The sequence below is a fragment of the Solibacillus ferritrahens genome (genome assembly GCF_037027585.1).
Classification (GTDB): Bacteria; Bacillota; Bacilli; order Bacillales_A; family Planococcaceae; genus Solibacillus; species Solibacillus ferritrahens.
In genome coordinates this window covers 1-23280 of sequence record NZ_JAXCLE010000015.1, presented here as the reverse complement: position 1 = coordinate 23280, position 23280 = coordinate 1, and the positions used below count along the sequence as shown (strand labels likewise).

At 37.3% G+C, this 23280-nt stretch carries 24 protein-coding genes, 1 pseudogene and 1 riboswitch; of the genes and pseudogenes, 4 read left to right on the top strand and 21 right to left on the bottom strand.

Features of this window, described 5'->3' with window-relative positions; all coding sequences use genetic code 11:
* Positions 1–261: 261 nt before the first annotated feature.
* The 6 genes from SNE38_RS14220 to trhO form a co-directional block, all read right to left on the bottom strand.
* Positions 262–2220 carry an ABC transporter permease gene (locus tag SNE38_RS14220; RefSeq protein WP_336046739.1) on the bottom strand — a complete coding sequence of 653 codons (1959 nt, stop codon included), beginning with the start codon at positions 2218–2220 and terminating at the stop codon, positions 262–264.
* Positions 2210–2974, bottom strand: a complete 765-nt coding sequence (locus SNE38_RS14215) for an ABC transporter ATP-binding protein (RefSeq protein WP_191704039.1) — start codon at positions 2972–2974, stop codon at positions 2210–2212. The genes SNE38_RS14220 and SNE38_RS14215 overlap by 11 nt, the downstream gene beginning before the upstream one ends.
* A gap of 75 nt (positions 2975–3049) precedes the next feature.
* On the bottom strand, positions 3050–4024 hold the full coding sequence (locus SNE38_RS14210; RefSeq protein WP_336046738.1) for a sensor histidine kinase: 975 nt from the start codon (positions 4022–4024) through the stop codon (positions 3050–3052).
* Positions 4021–4632, bottom strand: coding sequence for a response regulator transcription factor (locus tag SNE38_RS14205; protein ID WP_336046737.1), 612 nt, complete (start codon positions 4630–4632; stop codon positions 4021–4023). The genes SNE38_RS14210 and SNE38_RS14205 overlap by 4 nt, the downstream gene beginning before the upstream one ends.
* Positions 4633–4821: 189 nt before the next feature.
* Positions 4822–5322: a hypothetical protein gene (locus SNE38_RS14200; protein WP_336046736.1), complete on the bottom strand. Its 501-nt coding sequence runs from the start codon at positions 5320–5322 to the stop codon at positions 4822–4824.
* A gap of 154 nt (positions 5323–5476) precedes the next feature.
* Positions 5477–6418 carry an oxygen-dependent tRNA uridine(34) hydroxylase TrhO gene (trhO, locus tag SNE38_RS14195; protein ID WP_191704043.1) on the bottom strand — a complete coding sequence of 314 codons (942 nt, stop codon included), beginning with the start codon at positions 6416–6418 and terminating at the stop codon, positions 5477–5479.
* A gap of 221 nt (positions 6419–6639) precedes the next feature.
* Here trhO and SNE38_RS14190 point away from each other — a divergent pair, with 221 nt between their 5' ends.
* Positions 6640–7404, top strand: a complete 765-nt coding sequence (locus SNE38_RS14190) for a YqjF family protein (RefSeq protein WP_336046735.1) — start codon at positions 6640–6642, stop codon at positions 7402–7404.
* 109 nt (positions 7405–7513) lie between these two features.
* On the opposite strand, the gene SNE38_RS14185 is transcribed toward SNE38_RS14190, so the two are convergent.
* The 4 genes and pseudogenes from SNE38_RS14185 to SNE38_RS14170 form a co-directional block, all read right to left on the bottom strand.
* Complete coding sequence (locus SNE38_RS14185) at positions 7514–8137, bottom strand: response regulator SirA (RefSeq protein ID WP_191704044.1); 624 nt, start codon at positions 8135–8137, stop codon at positions 7514–7516.
* Positions 8138–8202: 65 nt separating this feature from the next.
* A complete protein-coding gene (locus SNE38_RS14180) occupies positions 8203–9030 on the bottom strand; it encodes an HNH endonuclease (protein ID WP_225223780.1) in 828 nt (275 codons plus the stop codon).
* Positions 9031–9285: 255 nt separating this feature from the next.
* A pseudogene (locus SNE38_RS14175) lies at positions 9286–11235 on the bottom strand (vitamin B12-dependent ribonucleotide reductase); the annotation flags it as partial.
* A gap of 251 nt (positions 11236–11486) precedes the next feature.
* Positions 11487–12266, bottom strand: a complete 780-nt coding sequence (locus tag SNE38_RS14170; RefSeq protein WP_225223790.1) for a lipoate--protein ligase family protein — start codon at positions 12264–12266, stop codon at positions 11487–11489.
* A gap of 153 nt (positions 12267–12419) precedes the next feature.
* Between SNE38_RS14170 and SNE38_RS14165 the strand changes: the two genes are divergently transcribed.
* Entirely contained in the window at positions 12420–12803 is a 384-nt protein-coding gene (locus SNE38_RS14165) for a rhodanese-like domain-containing protein (protein WP_191700099.1), read from the top strand.
* Between the two features lie 128 nt (positions 12804–12931).
* On the opposite strand, the gene gcvPB is transcribed toward SNE38_RS14165, so the two are convergent.
* The 11 genes from gcvPB to comGA all read right to left on the bottom strand — a co-directional run bounded on the left by gcvPB (position 12932) and on the right by comGA (position 21923).
* Positions 12932–14413, bottom strand: a complete 1482-nt coding sequence (gene gcvPB / locus SNE38_RS14160; protein ID WP_336046734.1) for an aminomethyl-transferring glycine dehydrogenase subunit GcvPB — start codon at positions 14411–14413, stop codon at positions 12932–12934.
* The gene (gcvPA, locus tag SNE38_RS14155) at positions 14406–15752 is read right to left on the bottom strand and encodes an aminomethyl-transferring glycine dehydrogenase subunit GcvPA (protein WP_191704047.1); all 1347 of its coding nucleotides are present in this window, start codon (positions 15750–15752) and stop codon (positions 14406–14408) included. Before gcvPA ends, gcvPB begins: the two co-directional genes overlap by 8 nt.
* A 23-nt stretch (positions 15753–15775) precedes the next feature.
* Positions 15776–16879: a glycine cleavage system aminomethyltransferase GcvT gene (gene gcvT, locus SNE38_RS14150; RefSeq protein WP_191704048.1), complete on the bottom strand. Its 1104-nt coding sequence runs from the start codon at positions 16877–16879 to the stop codon at positions 15776–15778.
* 259 nt (positions 16880–17138) lie between these two features.
* A riboswitch (glycine riboswitch) is annotated at positions 17139–17231 on the bottom strand.
* A gap of 129 nt (positions 17232–17360) precedes the next feature.
* Positions 17361–17873 (bottom strand): shikimate kinase, encoded by a 513-nt coding sequence (locus SNE38_RS14145; protein WP_191705541.1) that lies wholly within the window; start codon positions 17871–17873, stop codon positions 17361–17363.
* 271 nt (positions 17874–18144) lie between these two features.
* Positions 18145–18285, bottom strand: a complete 141-nt coding sequence (locus tag SNE38_RS14140) for a hypothetical protein (protein ID WP_225223925.1) — start codon at positions 18283–18285, stop codon at positions 18145–18147.
* A gap of 16 nt (positions 18286–18301) precedes the next feature.
* Entirely contained in the window at positions 18302–18754 is a 453-nt protein-coding gene (gene comGF / locus SNE38_RS14135; protein ID WP_225223924.1) for a competence type IV pilus minor pilin ComGF, read from the bottom strand.
* On the bottom strand, positions 18751–19044 hold the full coding sequence (locus SNE38_RS14130; protein WP_191705538.1) for a pilus assembly FimT family protein: 294 nt from the start codon (positions 19042–19044) through the stop codon (positions 18751–18753). Before SNE38_RS14130 ends, comGF begins: the two co-directional genes overlap by 4 nt.
* Positions 18953–19504, bottom strand: a complete 552-nt coding sequence (locus SNE38_RS19310; RefSeq protein ID WP_225223923.1) for a prepilin-type N-terminal cleavage/methylation domain-containing protein — start codon at positions 19502–19504, stop codon at positions 18953–18955. The genes SNE38_RS14130 and SNE38_RS19310 overlap by 92 nt, the downstream gene beginning before the upstream one ends.
* 12 nt (positions 19505–19516) lie before the next feature.
* Complete coding sequence (gene comGC / locus SNE38_RS14125; RefSeq protein WP_191705536.1) at positions 19517–19828, bottom strand: competence type IV pilus major pilin ComGC; 312 nt, start codon at positions 19826–19828, stop codon at positions 19517–19519.
* Positions 19829–19846: 18 nt separating this feature from the next.
* The gene (comGB, locus tag SNE38_RS14120; RefSeq protein WP_336046733.1) at positions 19847–20926 is read right to left on the bottom strand and encodes a competence type IV pilus assembly protein ComGB; all 1080 of its coding nucleotides are present in this window, start codon (positions 20924–20926) and stop codon (positions 19847–19849) included.
* Positions 20907–21923, bottom strand: a complete 1017-nt coding sequence (gene comGA, locus SNE38_RS14115) for a competence type IV pilus ATPase ComGA (protein ID WP_191705028.1) — start codon at positions 21921–21923, stop codon at positions 20907–20909. The genes comGB and comGA overlap by 20 nt, the downstream gene beginning before the upstream one ends.
* Before the next feature lie 189 nt (positions 21924–22112).
* Here comGA and SNE38_RS14110 point away from each other — a divergent pair, with 189 nt between their 5' ends.
* Positions 22113–22811, top strand: a complete 699-nt coding sequence (locus SNE38_RS14110) for a helix-turn-helix transcriptional regulator (protein WP_191705027.1) — start codon at positions 22113–22115, stop codon at positions 22809–22811.
* A gap of 117 nt (positions 22812–22928) precedes the next feature.
* Positions 22929–23171: a DUF2626 family protein gene (locus SNE38_RS14105; RefSeq protein WP_008404362.1), complete on the top strand. Its 243-nt coding sequence runs from the start codon at positions 22929–22931 to the stop codon at positions 23169–23171.
* Positions 23172–23280 lie beyond the last annotated feature (109 nt).

The window sequence follows — 23280 nt, the reverse complement described above, 5'->3', positions numbered from 1 at the left end:
TTTATTCATCGGTAAGTTGCTATCTTTCAGATAGTTCTGAAATATAAAGCTAAATTGCAATTAAATAGCTTTAAAATTTCTATAATATTAGATGTAAAGAGCGCTTTTTTTGAAAACGAGATGAATTTTCCGTAAACCTCATTTACAAAACCTTTACAAAGGCTAAGTTTTTTATTTCACTTAATAAAAAAAAGCCGATTTTCATCACAGCAAGTTGTGAAAAATCGACTTTACTATTAATTTGGATTCCTTTTGGCTTTCCTATCGCCTTTGAATAACATATTTTTTCGTCAGTCCGAAAGTAACCATAAAATAAAGGAAGTAAATCAACCCTATAACTACTACTATTGAAACGGATACTATATTAAAATTCAGCATTGCGCTATATCCTGCCAGGTCAATAAATTGATTGAGAATTATTGTAATAGGTATGGATAAGCAGATCGGAACGACTATCGGAAACGTAAAGAACACAAAAATTTGCTTCGCTAATGTCTTTCGCTGTAACTCCTCATTGACGCCTAATCGATTGAGCAGTCTATACTTTTTCTCATCATCACGTAGATTCGATAATATTTTAAGTGCCAAAATTGCCATAGCCAGTAAAATAAAGACGACCGCTAAGTATAATGCTCCGACAATAAAAATAGCTGAGAATGCTGCCGCATATAATCGACGTTGCTCTTTAACCCGGTAGTCACTCGTTAAAACAGAGTAATTGTTTTCTTCTATTTTATAAGTGTAACTTAATGCATCTTGGAGCTTTTGTGCATCAAATGGTCCTTCTTCTAGAGTAATGGCTGCCGCTGTTTGGCTTATTTCCATGCCTTCTACTACTTCATCCGGCACGACAATGACAAAATAGCTCCATAAAAACATCGGCATGGATTCCACTACATGACTTAATGTATAAGTTTGACCTTTATGATTAAATGAGGCCTCTGAAAAGTCCGCCCCTTGAATTCCCGGCATATCAGAGAAAATTGCAAATTGATTATCAAGATTCAGTGGTTTACTGCCGAGTTCTTGCAAAAGCTCATTTACTTCCGATTCTTTCATGTACATATCGACGTCCTGATATTTATCACCCTGCCAAATTGTATGCTTATGAAAAGTCCTTTCATTTGTGGAATAGCCGTTATACACCTTCGACCAATCTATAGGCACATAAGATTCAATCGTTTCCTTTGCTTGTTCCAATGGAATACTGCCCTCTTGTTCGGAATTAATATTGGCTATAATATCAAACGGATATTGTTTATCTAAATTTGCTTCCTCAATCTCTTTATATAAAAAGCTGAAATTAGCAGCAATCATGGCAAATACGATTAAAAAAGACAGCGCCCCAAGTAGAATGGCATTAGAGCTTAACATCGCACTCAATTGACGTAGTAAAAATTGATTCGTCCCACGTTGTGTAAAATGTTTAAACCCTAATAAAATATACATCAAGCTTTTGGCAAGTCCAATGTGGAATGTCACCAATGATACGGCTAATAAAAGCATCAGCCATACGAGGTTCCCCGGATTTGAATCGACTTCTAAAAAGATATGCTTTAATTCCCGAGAAAAAAAGATAAATGATACGATGATTCCAACGAAGGATACGCCTGTCACAAGCATGGCGACATACGGATGCTTCACCCCCTGCTCCACTTTCTTCTCTCCATGAATGAGTTCGTAAATAGTGACACGGTTTAAATAAAAACTTGATACTAAGGATGAGAACAGGAATATGCTACAAACCATTCCAATTGTTAATAGAACACCTTTTAATGAAAACATCGAAAACTCAAATGGAATATCCAGAAGTTGAGTCATTAACAGCATGAGTCCCTGATAAAAAAGTGACCCCACAAAAAATCCAACAACCATCGCAAGAATCCCGAGTAAGCTATTTTCAAATAAAAACAGTTTCACAATATGCTTTCGTTTCATTCCGACCGTTAAATAAGTGCCGAATTCTCTTTTTCGCAGTCGCAGCATAAAGGCATTCGCGTAACCGAGTACAAAAGCTATAATGATACAAATTATAATCGATAGAAACACTAATCCTAATGCCAATTCCGCTATGGATTGAGCTTGAGTTTGTAACTGATCATTAAATATCAAGTTATTCATTGCAAAAATAAGGGAGATTGTTAAAGCAACGGTAATAAAATAAATTAAATAATTGCCAATTTGTCTTCGCACATTGCGTAAGGCTAGCTTACGATACATGCCCCTCACCTCCGAGCAATGCCATCGTCGCTAAAATATCTTCATGCATCGCACGTTGACTTTGATTTCCTCGATACAATTCATTCCAGATCTTTCCGTCTTTTAAGAATAATACACGCTTCGCGAAGCTACCAACAAGGGCATCATGTGTCACCATTAAAATTGTGGAGTGCAATTGTTCATTCATAAATAAAAGTGTTTCCATCAGCTTTTTGGAATTGGCTGAATCTAATGCCCCCGTAGGCTCATCAGCTAAAATAATACTTGGATTTGTAATAAGTGCTCTTGCACAGGCAACACGCTGACGTTGCCCACCAGAAAGCGCCATCGGAAACTTCTTTAGCTGCTCATGAATTCCTAACTTATCTGTAATGTCTATTAAGCGCTTCTCCGTTTCTTTAAGAGATACCCCTTGTAAATTAAGAGGGAGTGTAATGTTTTCTTCTACTGTTAAAGTATCGAGTAAATTATATTCCTGGAAAATAAAGCCGAGCTTATCGCGTCGATAATCTGCTAACTCCCTTTCCTTCTTGTTCGATATTTGCTCTCCGTCCAATAAAATGTTCCCTGCGCTAATTCGGTCAATTGTCGCTATACAATTTAAAAGTGTACTTTTCCCGGAGCCTGATGCACCCATAATTGCTATAAACTCTCCATCTCCAACTTCAAAGGAAATGCTATCAAGTGCTTTTGTTACAATGGCTTCTGCACCATAATATTTTGTTACTTGGTCAATTTGTAATCTTTTTTTCATCGAAACACCCTCCGTTTCGACATTATCATATCACGCTGTGCACAAATCTTTTCTAACAGAGTGGTAGCAGAATTCTTACATTTCCGTTAGATTTGGAAAGATTAACTGAAATCGAGTGTAGTTGTTATGTTCTGATTTTATTTTCAACTCGATATGTAACTCTTTGCACAGCTGTGCCACAATATATAAGCCCATTCCAGTACTTGTCCCTAATTTACGACCGTTTGACCCTGTATATCCCCGTTCCGTAATACGCTCTAATTCGTGAGCCAAAATACCGATTCCATCATCTTCATAAATTAGTTCCGTATCCTCTACACGCATTGTAATCTTCGCACCAGGGCAATATTTAGCACTATTCGTCAATAGCTGATTGACGATAAATTGTAGAGCTTTATTATCCGTATAAATATTGGCATCTCCCTCAATTTCGACCTTCATTTTTGACGCAATTAATAAATCCATTTGGTTTTTCACCACATCATTTAAAATGGCATTCAGTGAATGTTCTTTCAGCTGCTTGTCCTTTTCGATGGAATCAAGCCGCGCATAATGTAAAATGTTATCAGTTAAATTATCCGCACGCTTTAGCTCCCGACGCAATTTCCAAACATCCTGCTCATTGGCTAATATTAACGACATCGCAGTTAGAGGTGTTTTGATTTCATGAATCCATTGCTCCACGTATTCCTTATATTCTTTCGCTGAACGTTCGCTTTGCTCAACACGGTATATAGCATCTCGACTAACAGCCAGCATCGCCTCATAATATTTATGCTCTACTAAAGATCTTGGTTTTCGTAAAACTTCACCTAATAAATATGTTTCCTCTAGCTTTTCCATCTGCTGCTTCATTTCTTCATAGCGCTTCTTTTCATAAAAAAAGCTTGTTATAAGCCAGCTGAGCTGTATGAAAATAAAGGCAAATGATATCATGGCAATCGTTCCAAATGGTACATCAATTAACATAAAAATTAACAGAAATAAAAAATAGCCAATCCACAAGAAACCTACCGATATGAGTTTAGACTGTAGAAATTTTCTGATCATAGACGGTATCCTACGCCACGTACTGTTTTAATAAAATCTGTCGCATTTAGTTGTTTTAGCTTTTCGCGCAATCGGTTAATGTTTACATACAATGTATTTTCATCAATATACAGCGAGTTATTCCATAAATCCTCTATAATTTCTTCCCTTGTAACAAGTTCTTTTTTCATTAAACAAGCTAAAATACGTGTTTCATTTTTGGTAAGCTCGGTAGAATTATTTTCAAAGCTAACCATCATATTCCCTACGTCTAAGGTTAATCCGCGTACTGACTGATGACTTGTTATTTTTCTCATCAATAATCGTGAAATGCGTGCTAATAGTATTGAAGAATTATAAGGTTTGCGAATATAATCATCCGCACCCACTCCAAACCCAATAAGTTCGTCCTCTGTAGAATCCCGTGCCGTCAAAAAGATGATTGGCACATCTGAAGATTCTCGGAGCTTACGGCAAATTTCAAAGCCACTTTCTCCTGGAAGATTGACATCTAACAGCGCTAAGTCACACGGTGGTGCATCCACCGGTAAATAACCATTACTTCTTAAGAGCTGTTTTAATTCTTCCAAAATTACCGTATCATCTTCTACTACATAAATTTTTTGCACAAAAAGTACCCCTTTAAAGCATTTTTCCTTATTATACACGATGTTTATTCATTAAAAACACAGCCTATTTAAAGCAATAGACTGTGAAACAAGAAAATTAAGGTAAATATATTTCTGAGATGAATACAACTTCCCCATCTTTTTCATATAATTTCAGAAATCCGCTCATTGGAGCAAATTCCTCCCAAGTTACTTGTACTGATTCTCCCGGTTTTCGAGCATCCAGATTGGCACATCCTTTTTTATACTTATCTCTTTAGTCCCTTCACCGGATTCAAATAGGCGATAACCATTCAGCGCATCCTCATCGATGACTTTATTCTTATACGTAATATTGATATCAAACGATTCTTCGTTAATATCGAAGCTATTTAAAATAGCCGTTTTATAATTAGTTGTTTCGTTTATAACAGCTTCTTGTAAATCAAGTCGATTTTGCAAATAGTAAATGGACTCTTTGAGCAGCGATAATTCATTCATGACTTGCTCCCACTCACCCAATGCTGTCAGTTTATTTTCATGGTCTACAATCGTTTCCTGCTGATCCTGAAGTGTTTGTTCAAGCTTACTTATAGTATTTGCATCTTCATTATCTGAACGAGACGTTGTATTTTCATCATTTGTACAGCCTACCACTAAAAGTGTAGCCAAAAAACATCCGAACAGTAGCGAATATTTCTTTTTGTCCAATAAAGATCCCCCTTTCTTTTTCCTCCAATAAATTACGATATTCTTATGTATTAGAAAGTTTACCAAAATAGGCAAAAAAAAAGGTAAGCCATTACTGAATGTGTAATAGCTTACCTTTTCGATTTGGAATCTCCCATTTATTAAGAAGAAGATTTTATGCTTCCAGTAACGCAATCGCTTCTTCAACTTGTTGCTCAGACAGCCCATTACGTACAATATAGCGGTTACGTTCATGTTTAGTGCACTCTATTGTACAGCCGCCTAAATGCTTCGCTTCGTTTTCTTCTGATGCTAAAACTTGCTTGTTGCATTCAGGGTTTGCACAGTTAATATAGCGCTCACATGGTGTGCCGTCGAAGTGATCACGACCAACTACGACATGCTCTACCTGGTTGATCGGCACTGTTAAACGCTCATCGAATACATACATTTGACCGTCCCAAAGTTGACCTTTTGTAGCTGGGTCTTTACTGTATGTTGCGACACCACCGTGCAATTGACCAACATCCCCAAAGCCTTCACGCTTCATCCAGCCAGAGAATTTCTCACAGCGAATACCGCCAGTGCAATAAGTTAATACGTTCTTACCTTCAAATAGTTCACGGTTTTCCCGTACCCATTGCGGTGTATCACGAAAATTCTGTACTTCTGGTCGAATCGCGCCACGGAAATGACCAACATCATATTCATATGTGTTTCGCACATCTAAAACAACCGTATTCTCATCTTGCAGTTCCTTCATAAATTGCTCAGGGGATAAATAACGGCCTGTCAATTCATGTGGGTTAACATCTTCCTCTAAGCCTAAGTTAACAAGCTCTGGTCGTGGACGAACATGCATTTTTTTAAACGCATGGCTTTCTACCGCATCAATTTTAAATACGATACCTTCAAATAAAGGATCTGCCTTCATCTTTTCCATATAGGCTTCTGTTTGCTCAATTGTTCCGGAAACTGTTCCGTTAATGCCTTCATTAGCGACTAAAATACGTCCCTTTAAACCGATTTCTTTACAGAAAGCTAAATGCTCCGCTGAGAATACTGCCGGATCTTCAATCGTTGTATAATGATAATATAATAATACTTGATAATTCATGTTTTCCACCTATCATTCATATATTTGCAGGATATACCTGATAGTTTAAAACTACCTTACAATGATAAGTTATTGCACTATCATTTCCTATCAGTATTTAGACTGATATTTTAGGACAAATTTCCCTTTTTACACCCTTTTTACAGAGAATATATAAATAGTGATATATTTTATATATAAATAATTTATTGCAAAGGAAGCGAAATGCGGTGAAAGAACAGATGATAACGGAAAAAAATAAGTGGGATGACAGTCATCGTCCATGGGCACTGCCAAATTTACCATGGGGGATGAAGCAGACATGGAGCGATCTTTTGTTTGCCCATTACCCGACTAAATATGAAATGTTAAGAAAGATAGTACCGGAAGAGCTGGAACTAGATTCATATGAAGGAACTTATTGGATAGGAGTTGTTCCTTTTCTTATGTCAGGGGTAAGATTTCGAGGGCTACCGCCAATTCCAGGAACAGACCGTTTTCCGGAACTTAATGTTCGTACATATGTGACGATGGACGGAAAACCCGGTGTATACTTTTTTAGTTTGGATGCTGACAATTGGCCTGCCGTCAAAGGAGCCAGAACATTTTTCCATTTACCATATTGGTACTCTAAGATGCAAATTAACAATCGCGGGTCAGCTATTGAATTTGAAAGTAAAAGACGCCATGACTTGGAAATTGAATTTGCCTGTAGCTATAGACCCGTTTCAGAGCCATATTTAGCAGCAAAAGGATCTTTTGATGAATGGATGTCGGAGCGTTACTGCTTCTATACTTTAAATTTGTCAAAAACCCCTGTCCGCTGTGAAATTTTGCATAGACCATGGATCTTACAAAAAGCTGAAGCTGAGATTACGATAAATACGATACTATCAAAGCAAGGCATTGAAGTGGAAAGTAATGTACCTATCGTACACTTCGCAAAAAAGATTGACGTACGTGCCTGGCCATTAGTACATCATGCCACGAACCGGTTAAGGATTTAATTTAAAATCATTTCCCTCCGCCGTAAAAACATCAAAAAAATCATCCCTCCTCTAATATATCTTTAGGGGAGGGATGATTTTAATTTATTTCAAATTCACATGGAAAAATTTATAGTCCGCATTTCAGCTGTGCGCCACAGTTTGTACATGTGTTGCAGCCACCCATTTCCTCTACCGTACCTTGACGGCAAACAGGACATGTATTACCTACTTCCGAACCGATTGTTACGTCAGTATCTGTTAATGGTTTAATCGTATCCACTAACACAACTTGACGTTTTACTTGGTCTTCCATTTGTTTGAATTCTTCAAACTCTAATTGCTCATCTGAATTTGCCTCTTCAGCTTTTAAAGTTAATACTTGTGTATCACGGGAACCGTCTACATACACCGTACCACCTTTTGCTCCGCCGCGGTATAGACGCTCGTACACTTGTTGTACTTGCTCTACTCCATAGCCTTTTGGCGCATTCACTGTTTTCGAAATCGATGAATCAATCCAGTTTTGAATAATACATTGAACATCTGCATGAGCTTCAGCAGAAAGCTCCATTGAGGATTTGAACCAGTTTGGTAAGTTATTTTCATCCACACCTGGGTTCGCATCTAAATATTCTTTTACGATTTCGGCTTTTACTTCAATAAACTTCCCTAAACGACCTGAACGGTAGTAAGTGAAGCTGAAGTAAGGTTCAAGCCCTGTTGCAACTCCGACCATTGTACCTGTACTCACTTTTGTTACTCTCTAATTTTAGAGGGCGGGATTATCATTACCCGCTCCATATGTCGCCATATGGGTCAGACTATATCATCAACCATTTTAGAATGTCTCTTTCTATGACATGGGAATTCACATAGAGAAATTAAATTTGAAAGCTGATTCGCTTTCTTCCAATCCCCGTTAAATTGTTTAAAAGGAATAATGTGATGTACGGAAAGCTCTTGTCCATACTCTGCTTCTGTAATTCCGCAATCCTGGCAAGTATACTTATCTCTTGCTCTAACCTTCCTCCGTTGACTATACCAATTTGGCCCATAATATGAGACTTTACCACCTGTCCATGTACCACTGTTAGCACCAGAGAACATTTCATTCTCCGCATAATAAGTGGACATACATGCTACAGTACAGAAGTTTAATTTTCTAATAGTAGAGGGAGTTTTTTCAAATTTTTTATGACAATTACTACAAGAAACAATAATTCGAACACGATATTGTTCCTTTCCTCTAATACCATTAGCTTTTCCTAAACATTTCTTAGAACAAAACTTTGATGTATGCTCACGATTTTTAGGAACAATAAACAACTGATGACAGGTAAGGCATTTAACTTCAACATCTTTTCTCAAATGCTGATTAACTAAATGACCATTTTGTATTTGATATAGTTTTTTGCAATTTATATTGCAAAAATTTGTTTTATTAATATGAGAAGGTTTCCTCAATATTTGTTGTTTACAATAAGAACATGGAATTAATATCTTTTTTGACATTTCACTCCAAAATTGAGGGGGATTGCTTTGTTGATACTCTGTTTTACAGATTCTAGAACAATATTTCTTCCGTTCAAATTGACTGGGTTTTACATTAATTTCTTTTCCACAATTAAGACAATTCTTTTTCATCGAATCACCCTTTATCTGTTTTATTAATTATAAAACAAGAACGAGTGTTCGTAAAATAATGGTGCTCGGCGTGTAGTCGTTGAGGGGTCAGCCACGACTTCCCTGCGGATTGTCTGGTAGATAATTTCTTATCAACACTTTTACATTTTTACCTTTATGGTGCTGGCAAAGCTAGGTAGTAAAAGATACGCCAGGGTTTCCCGCATATAGCCAAGTTTACGCTACATTTTTACAAATGTACGGGGCAACTTGTTTACCCGTAGGTGCAACCGTCAATAAATGCGAGTTGCGAATACCGTTTGCCACAATATTTTCGCGAATATGCTGCGGCATTTTTTTCATGAAGCCTGTGTTAATAAATGCTTCACGTAAACGTGCTGTTTCCGCTTCTGTTTGTCCTTCTAAGAACGGGAAGCTTCCGCGCTCTGTTGCTAATTCAATTGACTGCTCATAAGCTGCAATCGCAATTGTTTTGAAGATTTCATCAACAAGTGCATTGCCTTCTTCAGAACCATATTCTTTTTCGCAATAGATTAGTAAATCCGCAAGCCCCATAACACCAAGACCTACACGACGTTCACCAAGTGCTTGCTTTTTATTTTCGTCCAAGAAGTACGGTGTTGCATCAATTACGTTATCCTGCATACGCACGCCAACTTTTACTGTTTCACGTAACGCCTCAAAATCAACTGTTTTTGATTCCTTATTTGCAAACTTCGCTAAGTTCACTGCTGCTAAATTACAAACAGAATATGGTGCTAATGGTTGCTCACCACAAGGGTTTGTCGCAACAACTTGCTGACCATACGCCTTTGCGTTCGTCATGTCATTTGCGTTATCAATGAAGAAAATCCCTGGTTCTGCAGCATAAGTCGCACAAATATTGATCAGATTCCAAAGTTCTTTCGCTTTAATTGTACGATATGTGCGCACTGGGTAGCCAAGCTTTTCCCATTCGCGAACATCGCCAACTTCATGCCATTTTTCATTGTAATCTTTCATTTGTTCTGGCGTATAGTTTGCTACGTCAGGGAAACGTAATGGGAATTCCCCATCATTTTCTACAGCATCCATAAATTCTTTAGTTAACGTTACCGAAATATTCGCACCTGTTAAGAAATCTGCATTATGGACTGAATACGTCCCGCCATCACGAAGCTTTGTTTCAGCGTCACGGATAATCGCTTCACTAAATCCACCAAAGCCTTCAATATTTTTATAGTTTACAATGCCTTGATACATCGCATCTTCCTGCTGTGATAAAGGTTTGAATTTCAACTTTTCTTTTGCTAGTCGGATAATAGACTCATCGTCTGTATTCTCGATTAGATAACGCAGAATACGAGGGTTTTGCATTTTTGAAATGATAAACTCTACGATATCCGGATGCCAGTCTGCCAGCATAATCATTTGTGCTCCACGGCGAGATCCACCTTGCTCCACAAGATGTGTCAGCTTAGCAATATCATCAAGCCAGCTTACAGAACCACTTGATTTACCGTTTACACCGCGCGCCAGTGTGTTACGGGGACGAAGTGTTGAACCGTTTGTACCAACACCACCACCACGACTCATAATTTCCATTACTTGCTTACGGTGGTCACTGATCCCTTCTCGCGAGTCTGCTACAAATGGCATTACGTAACAGTTGAAGAATGTTACTTCTGTTTCCGAGCCCGCACCATAAATTACTCGTCCTGCTGGAATGAAGTTCATCGACACAAGCTGTTCGTAAAACTTCTCGAACCATTCTGTGCGCTTTTCTTCCGTTTTTTCTACAGATGCCAAGCCTGTTGCATTTCGCTTTGCAATCTGCTCATAGAAAATTTCCAAAGGCTTTTCAATAATATCTAAAGAGCGCTCGATTATTCCTGTTGTCTGCTCTTCTCCCTCTAGTACGTGGCGATAATCCTCTTCAATTTCAATAAGTGCACTCTTCTTATCGAGATCAATTGATTGGATAATGCCCAGTCCACGTGCCGGGAATTTGGGATCCTGCTTTACTGTCAGTACAACAAAATCTCCTGCTTTTAATGTTTTCTTTTCCGTATCCTTAAAAGAATAACGGTCAATCATGACAAGACGCGACACACCTTTATGTGTAATATGCATATCAGGTGTAATCGGATGAACTTGAGGAAATTGCTTAATATCCTGATTTAATTGATTGAATGGGATGGATTGTTCTAAAACACTTACCACCATGCAAGCCCCCTTTGAACGCTATTTAATAATTTTAACTTTCCCAACAAAAACGAGAATCAAACACCATATCTTGTGTTTGATTCATTAGGACTATCCCATATGTTGAGTTATATATAATTCCTTAAAAAAGATTACACCAAATTTTTTTTTCAATCAAGGGTTGATTTTTTTCAGTTTATGTTAAATCCCTATATATCAACGTTTCGAGTATCAAAATTTTTTTCTTAAAAATAAAAACAAGTGTTCGTAAACTATTTTTTGAAATTCCAGGCATCTGTTAAATATTTTTTTTGCATTAACTGTTCCACATATTGCTGTTGCTTTTCGTTTATTTCATATGGAGTCAGCTCTATATTTAGTGCCTCTTCAAACCCCTTTGAAAATGCATTTACACATTGCTCAATTGTAAAGGGAATATCAACAAACTGGTTCATCGCAACTGCCTTTTCAGGTAATTTTTTTCGCATTCTTTCTTTTGCCTCATCAGAATCAAAATTAAATACCGATAACAACAATTCCTCATTTAAATCCAATAATATTGCACCATGCTGTAATATGACACCTTTTTGACGTGTTTGTGCACTGCCTGCCACCTTTTTCCCTTCTACAACAAGCTCATACCAGCTCGAAGCATCAAAGCAAACTGCACTTTTCGGCTTTTTTAGATCATCCAGCTGTTCCTTTGTTTCAGGTACGCTAAAATAGGCGTTTAACCCTAGCTGACGGAATCCTTGTAAAATCCCTTCACTAATAACACGATATGCTTCTGTTACCGTCTCAGGCATATTTGGATAGCTTTCGGATACAATCACCGAATAAGTTAGCTCCTGGTCATGTAAAACAGCACGTCCACCTGTAGGACGGCGAATAAAGCCTAAGTTTTGGTTTTGAACAGCTTGTAGATTAATATCTTTATGTACTTGCTGGAAGTAGCCAATTGATAAAGTTGCAGGGTTCCATTCATAAAATCGAATGACAGGAGGGATTTCTCCTTCACTGTGCCAATCCAGTAAGGCTTCATCTAATGCCATATTATATGCCGAGCTGCATGGACCGGAATTAATAAAATACCATTGTTTTTTCACAATTTCTCGCCTCCAATAATTCATTTTAACAAACTGGCTCGACTAACTCTAGTTCATCTCTTATAATAGAAAGTACAGAAAGAAAGGGGCAATATCGCTGTGACAATTTTATACACGATTCTAGCAATTTTAGTCGTAATCGTTGCTTACGTAGTAATCAATTCAATGCGATTGAAAAAAGCGGTAACAAATTTAACGCAAGAGCAATTTATTGAAGGCTATCGTAAAGCACAATTAATCGATTTACGCGAACCTAAAGAATTCGAAGCTGGCCATATTTTAGGCGCTCGAAACATTCCTATGACGCAATTCAACACACGTCATAAAGAAATACGTCCTGACCTACCTGTATACCTTTACTGCCAAAACTCTGGCCGTAGTGCACGAGCAGCGCTATCTTTAAAGAAAAAGGGTTATAGCCAACTTTATCAATTACAGGGTGGCTTTAAAACTTGGACAGGTAAAGTAAAATCGAAAAACTAATCTTAAAGGCTCTCTAAATAATTAGAGGGCTTTTAATTATGAGTTTCTACTATTATAAAGTGAATTGTAAGAAGTCTAACATCTCCATTAGAAAAAGGGTCAGAATTTCTCTGACCCTTTTGAAAATTTTACGACACTGTTACTTGTTCTTGTTTTTTATAGCGTAACACTGGCGTTCTTGCAGCACGTGTTTCATCTAGACGATTGACAACTGTCGTATGAGGTGCTTCTTGAACTAGCGCTGGATTATCAATTGTTTCTTGCGCAATTTGAATCATTGCATCACAGAATGCATCTAAAGTTTCTTTCGATTCTGTTTCAGTCGGTTCAATCATAATTCCCTCTTCTACATTTAATGGGAAGTAGACTGTTGGTGGATGATATCCGAAGTCAAGTAGGCGTTTGGCAATATCCAGCGTACGTACGCCTAATTTCTTCTGGCGACGCCCCGATAAAACAAACTCATGCTTACAATGACGGTTATACGGTAAATCATAATGCTCTTCCAAACGGCGCATCATATAGTTTGCATTTAATACTGCATATTCAGTAACAGCTTTCAAGCCATCTGGTCCCATTGTACGGATATACGTATACGCACGAACATTTATACCAAAGTTTCCGTAATAAGGTTTTACACGACCGATTGACTGTGGACGGTTGTAATCGAAGTGGTATGTTCCATCTTCTTTTTTCACTAGTACTGGTTTTGGTAAGAATGGAATTAAATCCGCTTTTACACCGACAGGACCTGAACCTGGACCACCACCACCGTGTGGGCCAGTAAATGTTTTATGCAGATTCAAGTGAACACAGTCAAAGCCCATGTCACCAGGACGCGCTTTACTCATAACCGCATTTAGGTTTGCGCCATCATAGTAAACTTTACCGCCAACACCGTGAACAATATTTGCCATCTCTATAATATTTTCTTCGAATAAACCTAAAGTATTTGGGTTTGTCAGCATTAATGCTGCTGTATCTGGTCCAACTACACGGCGTAAATCTTCTAAATCAACTAACCCGTCTTCACCTGATTTAATGGTAATTGTTTCAAAGCCTGCAACAGTTGCAGAAGCTGGATTTGTACCATGTGCTGAATCCGGAACAATTACTTTATTTCGGTGTCCTTCACCATTGGCCTCATGGAATGCACGAATCATCATCAGCGCTGTCCATTCACCATGTGCACCTGCTGCAGGTTGTAGCGTTACTTCATCCATACCTGTAATTTCCTGTAGGGATGTTTGTAAATCGTACAGTAATTCCATTGCACCTTGAACTGTTGACTCATCCTGTAATGGATGAATATTAGCGAAACCAGAAAAACGTGCAACTGTTTCGTTAATTTTTGGATTGTATTTCATTGTACAAGAACCTAATGGATAGAACCCTGAATCCACACCGTGGTTACGGCGGGAAAGTGCTGTATAGTGACGCATAATGTCCAATTCAGAAACTTCAGGTAGTTCAGCTGCTTCTTGACGTACTAAATTTGATGGAATAAGCTCCTCAAGATCAAAATTAGGAACATCCAGTGGCTCTAAGTTATAACCGATACGGCCTGGTTTTGTAATTTCGAAAATGAGTGTTTGGTTTTCGTTATTCATTATAAGCCCCCATTTCTGCAACTAGTGCATCAATTTCTTCTTTTGTACGTATTTCAGTAACAGCGATTAGTGCGTGGTTTTCCAATTCCGGGTAAACTCGCCCTAAATCAAATCCTCCGATGATACCTTTTTCAATTAACGCTTTATTTAATTGTGTTACGTTATGTTTTGTATTTACTACGATTTCATTGAAGTGTGCACCTTTATATACAACTTCGAAGCCAGCTGCTTCAAAGGCGTTTTTTGCATAACGTGTTTTCACGATATTTTGTTTTGCCATTTCTTGCATACCCTGTTTTCCAAGTGCTGTCATTGCAACTGAAGAAGCAAGTGCAAGTAACGCTTGATTTGAGCAAATATTTGATGTCGCTTTATCACGACGAATATGCTGTTCACGTGCTTGTAATGTCAATACGTAACCACGACGTCCATCTTGGTCCACTGTTTCCCCAACTAAACGACCTGGTACTTTACGCATTAATTTAGTCGTAACTGCGAAATAACCGCAGTGTGGACCACCGAATGCTTCCGAAATACCGAATGGCTGTGCGTCGCCAACTGTAATGTCCGCTCCTAATTTCCCTGGAGGTGTTAATACCCCAAGTGCTAATGGGTTTGCCGACACGATAAATAATCCTTTTGCTTCATGTGTGATATCTGCAAGAGGCTGTAAGTTTTCAATTTGCCCGAAGAAGTTTGGATATTGCACAATAACGCCAGCTGTTTGTTCATCAATTAATCCTTTTAACGCTTCAACATCTGTTACACCGTCTTTTGTTGGAATCGTTACAACATCAATTGATTGACCATATGCATACATCGTTACAACATCTTTATACTCTGGGTGTACTGCTCCAGAGACTAATAGTTTTTTACGGCGAGTATGACCTGCTGCAAGCATTCCTGCCTCCGCCAATGCTGTTCCACCATCATACATAGAGGAGTTCGCGATATCCATACCTGTAAGTTCAGCGATCATTGTTTGGAACTCAAAAATCGCTTGTAGCTCGCCTTGGGAAATTTCTGGTTGGTATGGTGTATAGGCTGTATAAAACTCTGAACGGGAAATAACATGATCGACAATTACCGGCTTGTAGTGATTATAAACACCTGCACCTAAAAACGATACATTGCTGGCAGTATCTTTATTTTTGCCTGCTAGTTGCAATAATTCCTTCATTAAAGCTGCTTCTGATTTAGCAGGTTTAATATTATAGTTTCCTTGGAAGCGAACTTTTTCTGGGATATCTGCAAAAAGTTCATCGATTGTTGCAACTCCGACGCGATCTAACATTTCTTGCTTATCTTGTTCCGTCATTGGTAAATAACGATGTTTCATTGTTAACCCTCTTTTCAAAAGTATTATTTTGTACGTTTATAAAACGGTTTTTCCACAATTACAGCTTTAGCTCTATTTTTACGAATTTCAACTTCCAACTCAGTTCCGACTTCAGCGAATTTTGCGTCAATTAAAGCTAAACCGATGTTGCGTTTTGTCATCGGAGATTGCGTACCAGTTGTAACTTCTCCAATTTCTACCCCATCTTTGAATACTTTATATCCAGTACGTGGAATCCCTTTATCTATCATCTCAATACCTACTGATTTACGAGCTAGACCTTTTTCTTTTTGGTCAATTAATGCTTGTTGTCCAATAAATTGTGGCTCTTTAGCTAATTTCACTGCAAACCCAATCCCAGCTTCAAGTGGGTTAATATCTTTAGAAAGTTCCTGACCGTATAATGGGAGGCATGCTTCAAATCGTAATGTATCGCGGGCACCTAATCCTGCTGCAATAACACCTTTGTCCTTACCTGCATCCAAAATTTTATTCCAAAGTTCGATAATAGCTTCCGGTGTACCGTAAATTTCAAATCCATCTTCACCTGTATAGCCGGAGCGAGATACAAGTACCGATTGTCCAGCTACATCCACATTGTCTTTGAATTTGAAATATTTAATCGCTGCCAAGTCTTCCGTCGTTAACGTTTGTAGCAATTCCTCTGCTAATGGACCTTGGAGTGCAATTTGAGCATATTTATCGGAAGCGTTTGTTACTGTAACATTGCCTTCTACATGTTTTTGCAACCATTCGAAGTCCTTTTCAATATTAGAGGCATTGACACATAGTAAATATCGTTCATCTGCTAAACGATATGTTAATAAATCATCTACAACTCCGCCATCTTCATAGCAAAGTGCACTGTATTGTGCTCCACCAACTACTATTTTGGAGATATCATTCGTCAGCATTTTTTGTAAATATGATAATGCATCTGTGCCTTCTACAAAAATTTCCCCCATATGTGAAACATCAAAAAGACCAGCACGGTTACGGACTGCATCATGTTCTTCTTTTATAGAAGAAAATTGTACAGGTAATTCCCACCCACCAAAGTCAATTGTTTTCCCACCATATTTTGCGTATTCATCAAATAGTGGAGTACGTTTTAATTCATTTGTCATGTCATTTCCTCCTTAAAGTTTTATGTTTTAACCTTTTTAAAATTGTTATGGGGAATGAATATTACAATGTGCGGTACAGCTAGCTGCCTTTTTTAGAAAACGTTTTTTTCCATAAAAAAAGACAGAGGAATCCCTTTTAATGAGATTCTCTGTCCTTGCACCTGAAAGTTACACCTAAATTTGATACGCTATCACATTTTAGGCTTTCCCCTTTGGTGGCTGCCAGTAACTTGTACTATAACAGCGCTCTCCAGAGTTGCGTCAAATACGAGTCTTTTTGCCTGAGAGATTCATAGCAGCGCTATTTGCTCCTTCGGCGACGTGACATCACGTTCTCTCCCCGTATCATCATCCGCGCTAGTTTTTCAACTAATTTAAATTTACTGTACTCTTAGCAATATCCTAACATTGAATGTATTGAAAACGCAATCTTTTTTTAATTTTACTTAATAAGCGAACGTTATTGGTTTTTATTAAATAATCATTCGCTTTTAAGTCTATTTACTTGGAAAGCAATGTATTCAACTATTTGTCTTAATGATCTTCCTACAGTCAGTACTTGTATATGGCTCGCTTCTCGATAAGCCTTTCTACGGCTATGGTACAGTTCTTCTAACTCTTGTTCTGATGAAGTTTGTACAATGGGACGATTTTTATCATTACGAATTCGCATATAAATATCTTCAAATTTGGCGTCCAGGAAAAAGACGAGCCCTGTTCTCCGCATAATTTTCCGATTTTCTCCATTAACAGCTACCCCACCGCCTGTTGAAATAATGCATGCTTCATCACGGAATTTTTTTAAAAATTCCGTCTCTATTTTTCGAAAATGTGCTTCCCCGTATTGTTCGAAGATTTCCGGAATTGTCATTCCTTGTTGTCGAACGATTTCATGGTCCATATCATAATAGGGCATCTTTAAGTAATAGCTTAATCTTCTGCCAATCGCACTTTTTCCGCATCCCATAAATCCAACTAAATATATTTTTCGCATGCTGTTCACCTTCTTCTAATTACGAACTACTTTTCCATAGCACCTCAACTTCAATATATCAAAAAAGGTAGTATACTTAAATGTGAAAATGCAGTTTTGTATGTGTTACTTATTACTTCCCATTACCAATGCTTTCGTGACTCTCACCTTAAGTATTTCTTACCCACTTTTTAATAATTGCTGAGATATTAACTTCCTTCATTTGAAATTTATACTGCCAACCGCCTCTATTTTTGGAGGCGAGAGACAATTGTTGAAAGAAGTCGAAACTTCATTGAGTATTTAGTATGTTTATCGTAGCACGAACGTAAATAGATTCCAATGAATTATAAAATTTTAATTGTGCAAAATACGCATTTGAATATAAAATGGCAGATCCAGTAACGACGAATAATAATAGAATTGCTAGCATAAATAATGCCCCTTTTTCATTTCGGACCCAATGGTAACACGAGGGATCTTTCTCTTTCCGTTCCATCCTGCATCACCACTTTCATTTTTAGATCATTGCCCACTCCTTCTAGATGCCATTTATCAACAAATGGCAATAGAATCTCATTCCCCCCTTTATTAGACCTTTTCCGCAGATGCAACTCTGATTTATCAAAGACAAATAACCGGTCTTTTGGATCATTTAACATTTCAAGCTGAAGTGTACTGGAATTATACAATTTTCCGGATATCGAATTCATATTGTATTGATGCAGGTCGTAGACAAAAAACTCCCAATTCACTTCATTCTTCATCTTCTTTATTTGTTGGATATCATGTACCCAGATTAGGATTAGTAAACTGATCGAGGCGAACAAACCGAAAACCGTTAACTGAAATAAACTCTCCAACAGTGTAAATCCTGACTCATTTAACCGAGCTCGCCTCATATGCATTTCTCCTCTTCCATACCGTTCTTATCGAACAATACACAAACATACTGGCCGTCATAGGTCCAATGAAAAACGGTTTGGTCGATTTCCTGAATACCGTCAGATTGCCCGTATCTCTTATACTTTAACGCACCAATAAAGGCGACCTCAGCAGCATGGGTCTTCAATTTTTGATCGGCTATCTGCTGTTTCATATTATAAGTAAGGGGAATTATTGTTGAAGTCAGGAAAAATAGAATGACGACTGCTAAAAGTGTTTCCACAAGCGTTAGGCCTCCCTGTGTCATGAAAAACCTCCTTTTCTAAAATTCTTGCTTTCCCAATATTTACAGAGTATTGATAGCTCACATTTTCAAAATGGTACATAATCCGCCCAAACGCATTCGTATTTCCTTCCGTATTAAAGATAAGCCTTGAGTTCGGGGTGGTTATGAATATTTCAATGTGATTAGGTACCATCTGTTCATATATAACGCCCTCTTTATTCCTTTCTTTTATACGAATTCTACGACAATTGACGATTTCAAAACTATGTGGATTTTCTTTTTCGATAGAAATCAATTGCGTCATTCTTATTAATAGCTCATTTTGATTCATTAATTGTTTTTCTGTATAATCTAAAAATGGTTTATGTGAAAAAAGGAGAATTGCTGTACTTACAACTAAAAAAATCGAGAGAACAACGAGCATTTCCATTAAAGTAAATCCTTTTTCATTCGTTAGAACTGATTTCACTTTTAACTTCATCGTTATTACCGGTCAACTGCTCGAAGTAGGAGCAATCACTTTGCCATTCTCTATTAGAATTTTCGTATTATCCGGGCATCTTAAATCTTCTTCCATCACATAGCTCTCTTCTATTAAGTCAGCAACGGAGCTTGGGTATTCCTTATGATTTAACTTATAAGCTTCGACTTGTCCTTGAAGCATTAAAATATAGGCATCGCAGCCTTTTTCATCTATTGATGCAAAATGTTTTGATACATTCGGAATTGTCACTAAAATCAGTATGGAAATAATCAACAGTACTACTAGCATTTCAACTAGCGTAAACCCTTTTTCATTTTTCATCATCTATTCCACCTTTCCTTAAATAAATTCAATTACGTCATACATTGGAATTAAAATACTTAAATAGGCAGCAATAACACAAATAGCAATAATTATAAAAAGTAATGGTTGAATGATTGCCAGTAACCGTTCAATAATTTTCTGAAGTTTTTCATCGAGTAGCTCACAATATAAAACCAATTCACGGCCCAATAAGCCACTCGCCTCGCCGTGGGCAATAAAATGTTCAAACTTCGGATAAAAATAGCCTACAAGCACGACAGCACCCGACAAAGACTCACCAATAAGAATACGTTCTTGTAAAGTTTGGGCAATATATGCTATTTGTTTTTGATGTTGCTGGGATTTTAAATAATCGAATGCATCTTGGAGAGAAATTCCTGCCAACAATAGATTGCCTAAATGACGTGAAAACTGTCTTGTTAATATCAATCGCCAAAATAAGCTGAAGAATGGAATCTTAAATAACAAATGGAGCTGTATGTCGATGCGTTTCTTCCTAACATAGAAAATAAAAATTATCAGTAGACAGCATAAAGAAATGCTACCTGCAACAATATAGTCAGGCATATGAAGGAAAAAAGCCGACCATTGGATACTTGCTGACTTCTCCCCTTGTCCACGCGAGGCTACGACTGAAGCCATATTCGGCAAGAAATACGTACGAAATGCAAAAAACAACAGTATTAAAAAGGAAAATAACACTATTGGATATGAAACTACTTTTAATAATTTCATTTTCGCCTGTTGTTGGAATGTAAGGTGCTTCGAGACTATTTCAATTGCTTCGCTCAATCTACCGGTCACTTCCGCCATTTCGATTGATACTAAATATTGATCGCCCAACCGAAGAAACTGAAAAACTTGCGTTACACTCCCTCCGTTTTGCAATATATTCGATATTTCCAGTTGAACTGGTTCATAATGCTTTACATGATAAGGAAGCAGCATTTCAATACTATGTGCAAATGTATAGCCTTCATTTAGTAATGTAGAAATACGTTGAAGTAATGTAGGAAATTCGGAAGGTTTAATTATTGGTTTTTGAAATAATGGGAATGGAATGGACGAAAATTTTTTATTGAGAAGTAAATTCATAATCTTCTCCTTTTAATAATGCTTTTTGTCCAGCTATTGTTTGATGATAAGGTAATGAAAAACGGTTTCCTTCTAAAATAGATTCTATCGCCCTCTGTAATTGTTCTTCAGTCAGAAATTCAAAAACTGCTTTATACCCTTGTTCATTAGTTTCGACTAGACGCTGTGAAATGACGGCTTTAAGCATTTGCCTCATTTCCTCATATGAGATGGATAAATCCTGAAGCCTGTATAAACAATTGACGGTATCTTTTGCGTGAATTGTTGAGATAACTAAATGCCCTGAAAATGCAGCTTCCATCGCAACCTTTGCTGTTTCCTGATCACGAATTTCCCCTAGCATAATCACTTCCGGGGAGTGCCTCAGTACTGCTTTCAAACCAGCAGAATACGTAATGCCTGCCCTTTCATTTACTTGAACCTGCAGTAGGTAATCTTGTGTACTTTCCACGGGATCTTCAATCGAAATAACATGTCGAGAAAGATGTTGAGCACAATATTGCAACAACGAATATAAAGTTGTCGTCTTCCCACTGCCGGTCGCACCACTAATCAATATTAACCCACTATCCAAACGGGCTAGCCTATCTAGATGTCGAACGCTTTCATGAAAATGACATAATGTTTTTAAGGGGACTGTATGATTTTGACGCAATAAACGAATCGCCAAACTCTCTTTGTAAAAGCTAGAAGGTAATGTAGAAATTCGGAAGGCATACATCGATTGACCGATAAACTTTTGGAACGCACCACTTTGGGGTTTTCTTTTTTCGCTAATATCGAGGGATGACAAAAATTTAAAGTAGGAAATCATCCTTATGGCAAGTTCATTCGGAATTTCAGTGGCTTTTTCGAAACGTCCGTACTTCCTTAGCAGTACATCAAAACATTCCTCTCTTGGATTTAAATGAATATCTGTCGCATCAAGCTTTGCTGCACTCGACAAAAGCTCTAAACATTTTTGCTCAATTATAGATTGCTGTTCGATAGTAATCACCTCGTTTAAGTTGATATCTTCAATCTATTAATATTATAAATCCGTCTATTTAAAATTAATATAAATGGTGGAATAATTTCTTTTTAAGTTATTTTTTGTATGAATATTAACAATTCCAATAACATTTCATGTAGAATAATAGAAAAGTAAGCCATTTTATAATATATTTAGCTTGATGGAGGTGGAAAAATGCTACATCCTATTAAAATTACTAGCACATTGGCAGATGAAACTCGATTTTCCATTTATGAATATATGTTACAGTACAAAAAAATTGTATCGGTACAGGAAATCGCGGAACAATTTAACATTCATTCAAATGTGGCACGTTTACACTTAACAAAGCTTTCGGAAATTAATGCAATTTCAGCGGAATATTTAAAAACGGGAAAAGGTGGACGGCCTGGACGAGTTTATAAAGTAAATGATGAAGGAATTAGCCTAAGTTTCCCTAGACGAGATCCAGCTTCTCTAATCAGATGGTCGCTTGAACTTATATTTGAATTAGGTGACGAGGCTTTGAACAAAGCGCGGGAAATTAGTTATGAGGATGGAAAACAGTCGATGCAGGAAATGCTCGATGAGATGAAAAGGAAATTCCCTTTAACATTTGAAGATAAGATTGCCCTGCTAACAAAAAGTTCAAAACTAATCGGCTATGTTCCTGAAGTTCTTGAAAATGAACAAACAAAGACATTAATATTTTCAATTTTCAACTGTCCTTTCCATACCCAATTAGAAAAATACGGAAATATTGTATGCCAACTTCATGAATCTTATTTAAAAGGACAAGTTGATATATTGTTTGGCAATAATGAAATTTCCCAGGTAGAAAGCATGATGAATGCATGTTCTTTCTGTAAATATAAAATCTCAGTTCACAATTAATGGGAAAAATCACGCGATTGTCACAACTCTTCCATAACTTCCAGTTTACATTATTAAGAAACTTGATTTATAATGGTTAAGAGATTACTCTATTTTTTTGAAAAAGGAGGGAAATTCATGAGCAATATGTATAAAGTTATGGCATTCTGGACTGCTATTTTCGCCGTTATGTTCTACCTTGGTGGTATGAACGAGGTTTCGCTATTATTCGTAGGTAATACAGGTTTATTCTTATTATTAGGCTTCTTAAATCTTTCAGAACGCATGTACATGTACATTTTCGGAGCATATTTAACAGTATTCTTCGCCGGATTCACATATTATACAACATTTATCCACACACCTGGTGGTGGACATTAAAAAACGCCCGCTCTTAATTAAGAGCGGTCGTTTTTTTATTTTAAATTTAATTGCATTATATAAAGACCATACTTTTAAAATCCATTTAAAAATGGATTGGAATTCATTT

What these genes read in the sequence shown, in the direction of transcription:
- SNE38_RS14220 (WP_336046739.1), bottom strand. Translation starts at nt 2,220, where the DNA reads ATGTATCGTAAGCTAGCCTTACGCAATGTGCGAAGACAAATTGGCAAT.
- SNE38_RS14215 (WP_191704039.1), bottom strand. Translation starts at nt 2,974, where the DNA reads ATGAAAAAAAGATTACAAATTGACCAAGTAACAAAATATTATGGTGCA.
- SNE38_RS14210 (WP_336046738.1), bottom strand. Translation starts at nt 4,024, where the DNA reads ATGATCAGAAAATTTCTACAGTCTAAACTCATATCGGTAGGTTTCTTG.
- trhO (WP_191704043.1), bottom strand. Translation starts at nt 6,418, where the DNA reads ATGAATTATCAAGTATTATTATATTATCATTATACAACGATTGAAGAT.
- SNE38_RS14190 (WP_336046735.1), top strand. Translation starts at nt 6,640, where the DNA reads ATGATAACGGAAAAAAATAAGTGGGATGACAGTCATCGTCCATGGGCA.
- SNE38_RS14180 (WP_225223780.1), bottom strand. Translation starts at nt 9,030, where the DNA reads ATGAAAAAGAATTGTCTTAATTGTGGAAAAGAAATTAATGTAAAACCC.
- SNE38_RS14170 (WP_225223790.1), bottom strand. Translation starts at nt 12,266, where the DNA reads ATGGCATTAGATGAAGCCTTACTGGATTGGCACAGTGAAGGAGAAATC.
- gcvPB (WP_336046734.1), bottom strand. Translation starts at nt 14,413, where the DNA reads ATGAATAACGAAAACCAAACACTCATTTTCGAAATTACAAAACCAGGC.
- gcvPA (WP_191704047.1), bottom strand. Translation starts at nt 15,752, where the DNA reads ATGAAACATCGTTATTTACCAATGACGGAACAAGATAAGCAAGAAATG.
- gcvT (WP_191704048.1), bottom strand. Translation starts at nt 16,879, where the DNA reads ATGACAAATGAATTAAAACGTACTCCACTATTTGATGAATACGCAAAA.
- SNE38_RS14145 (WP_191705541.1), bottom strand. Translation starts at nt 17,873, where the DNA reads ATGCGAAAAATATATTTAGTTGGATTTATGGGATGCGGAAAAAGTGCG.
- SNE38_RS14140 (WP_225223925.1), bottom strand. Translation starts at nt 18,285, where the DNA reads ATGCTAGCAATTCTATTATTATTCGTCGTTACTGGATCTGCCATTTTA.
- comGF (WP_225223924.1), bottom strand. Translation starts at nt 18,754, where the DNA reads ATGAGGCGAGCTCGGTTAAATGAGTCAGGATTTACACTGTTGGAGAGT.
- SNE38_RS14130 (WP_191705538.1), bottom strand. Translation starts at nt 19,044, where the DNA reads ATGACACAGGGAGGCCTAACGCTTGTGGAAACACTTTTAGCAGTCGTC.
- SNE38_RS19310 (WP_225223923.1), bottom strand. Translation starts at nt 19,504, where the DNA reads ATGAAGTTAAAAGTGAAATCAGTTCTAACGAATGAAAAAGGATTTACT.
- comGC (WP_191705536.1), bottom strand. Translation starts at nt 19,828, where the DNA reads ATGAAAAATGAAAAAGGGTTTACGCTAGTTGAAATGCTAGTAGTACTG.
- comGB (WP_336046733.1), bottom strand. Translation starts at nt 20,926, where the DNA reads ATGAATTTACTTCTCAATAAAAAATTTTCGTCCATTCCATTCCCATTA.
- SNE38_RS14110 (WP_191705027.1), top strand. Translation starts at nt 22,113, where the DNA reads ATGCTACATCCTATTAAAATTACTAGCACATTGGCAGATGAAACTCGA.
- SNE38_RS14105 (WP_008404362.1), top strand. Translation starts at nt 22,929, where the DNA reads ATGAGCAATATGTATAAAGTTATGGCATTCTGGACTGCTATTTTCGCC.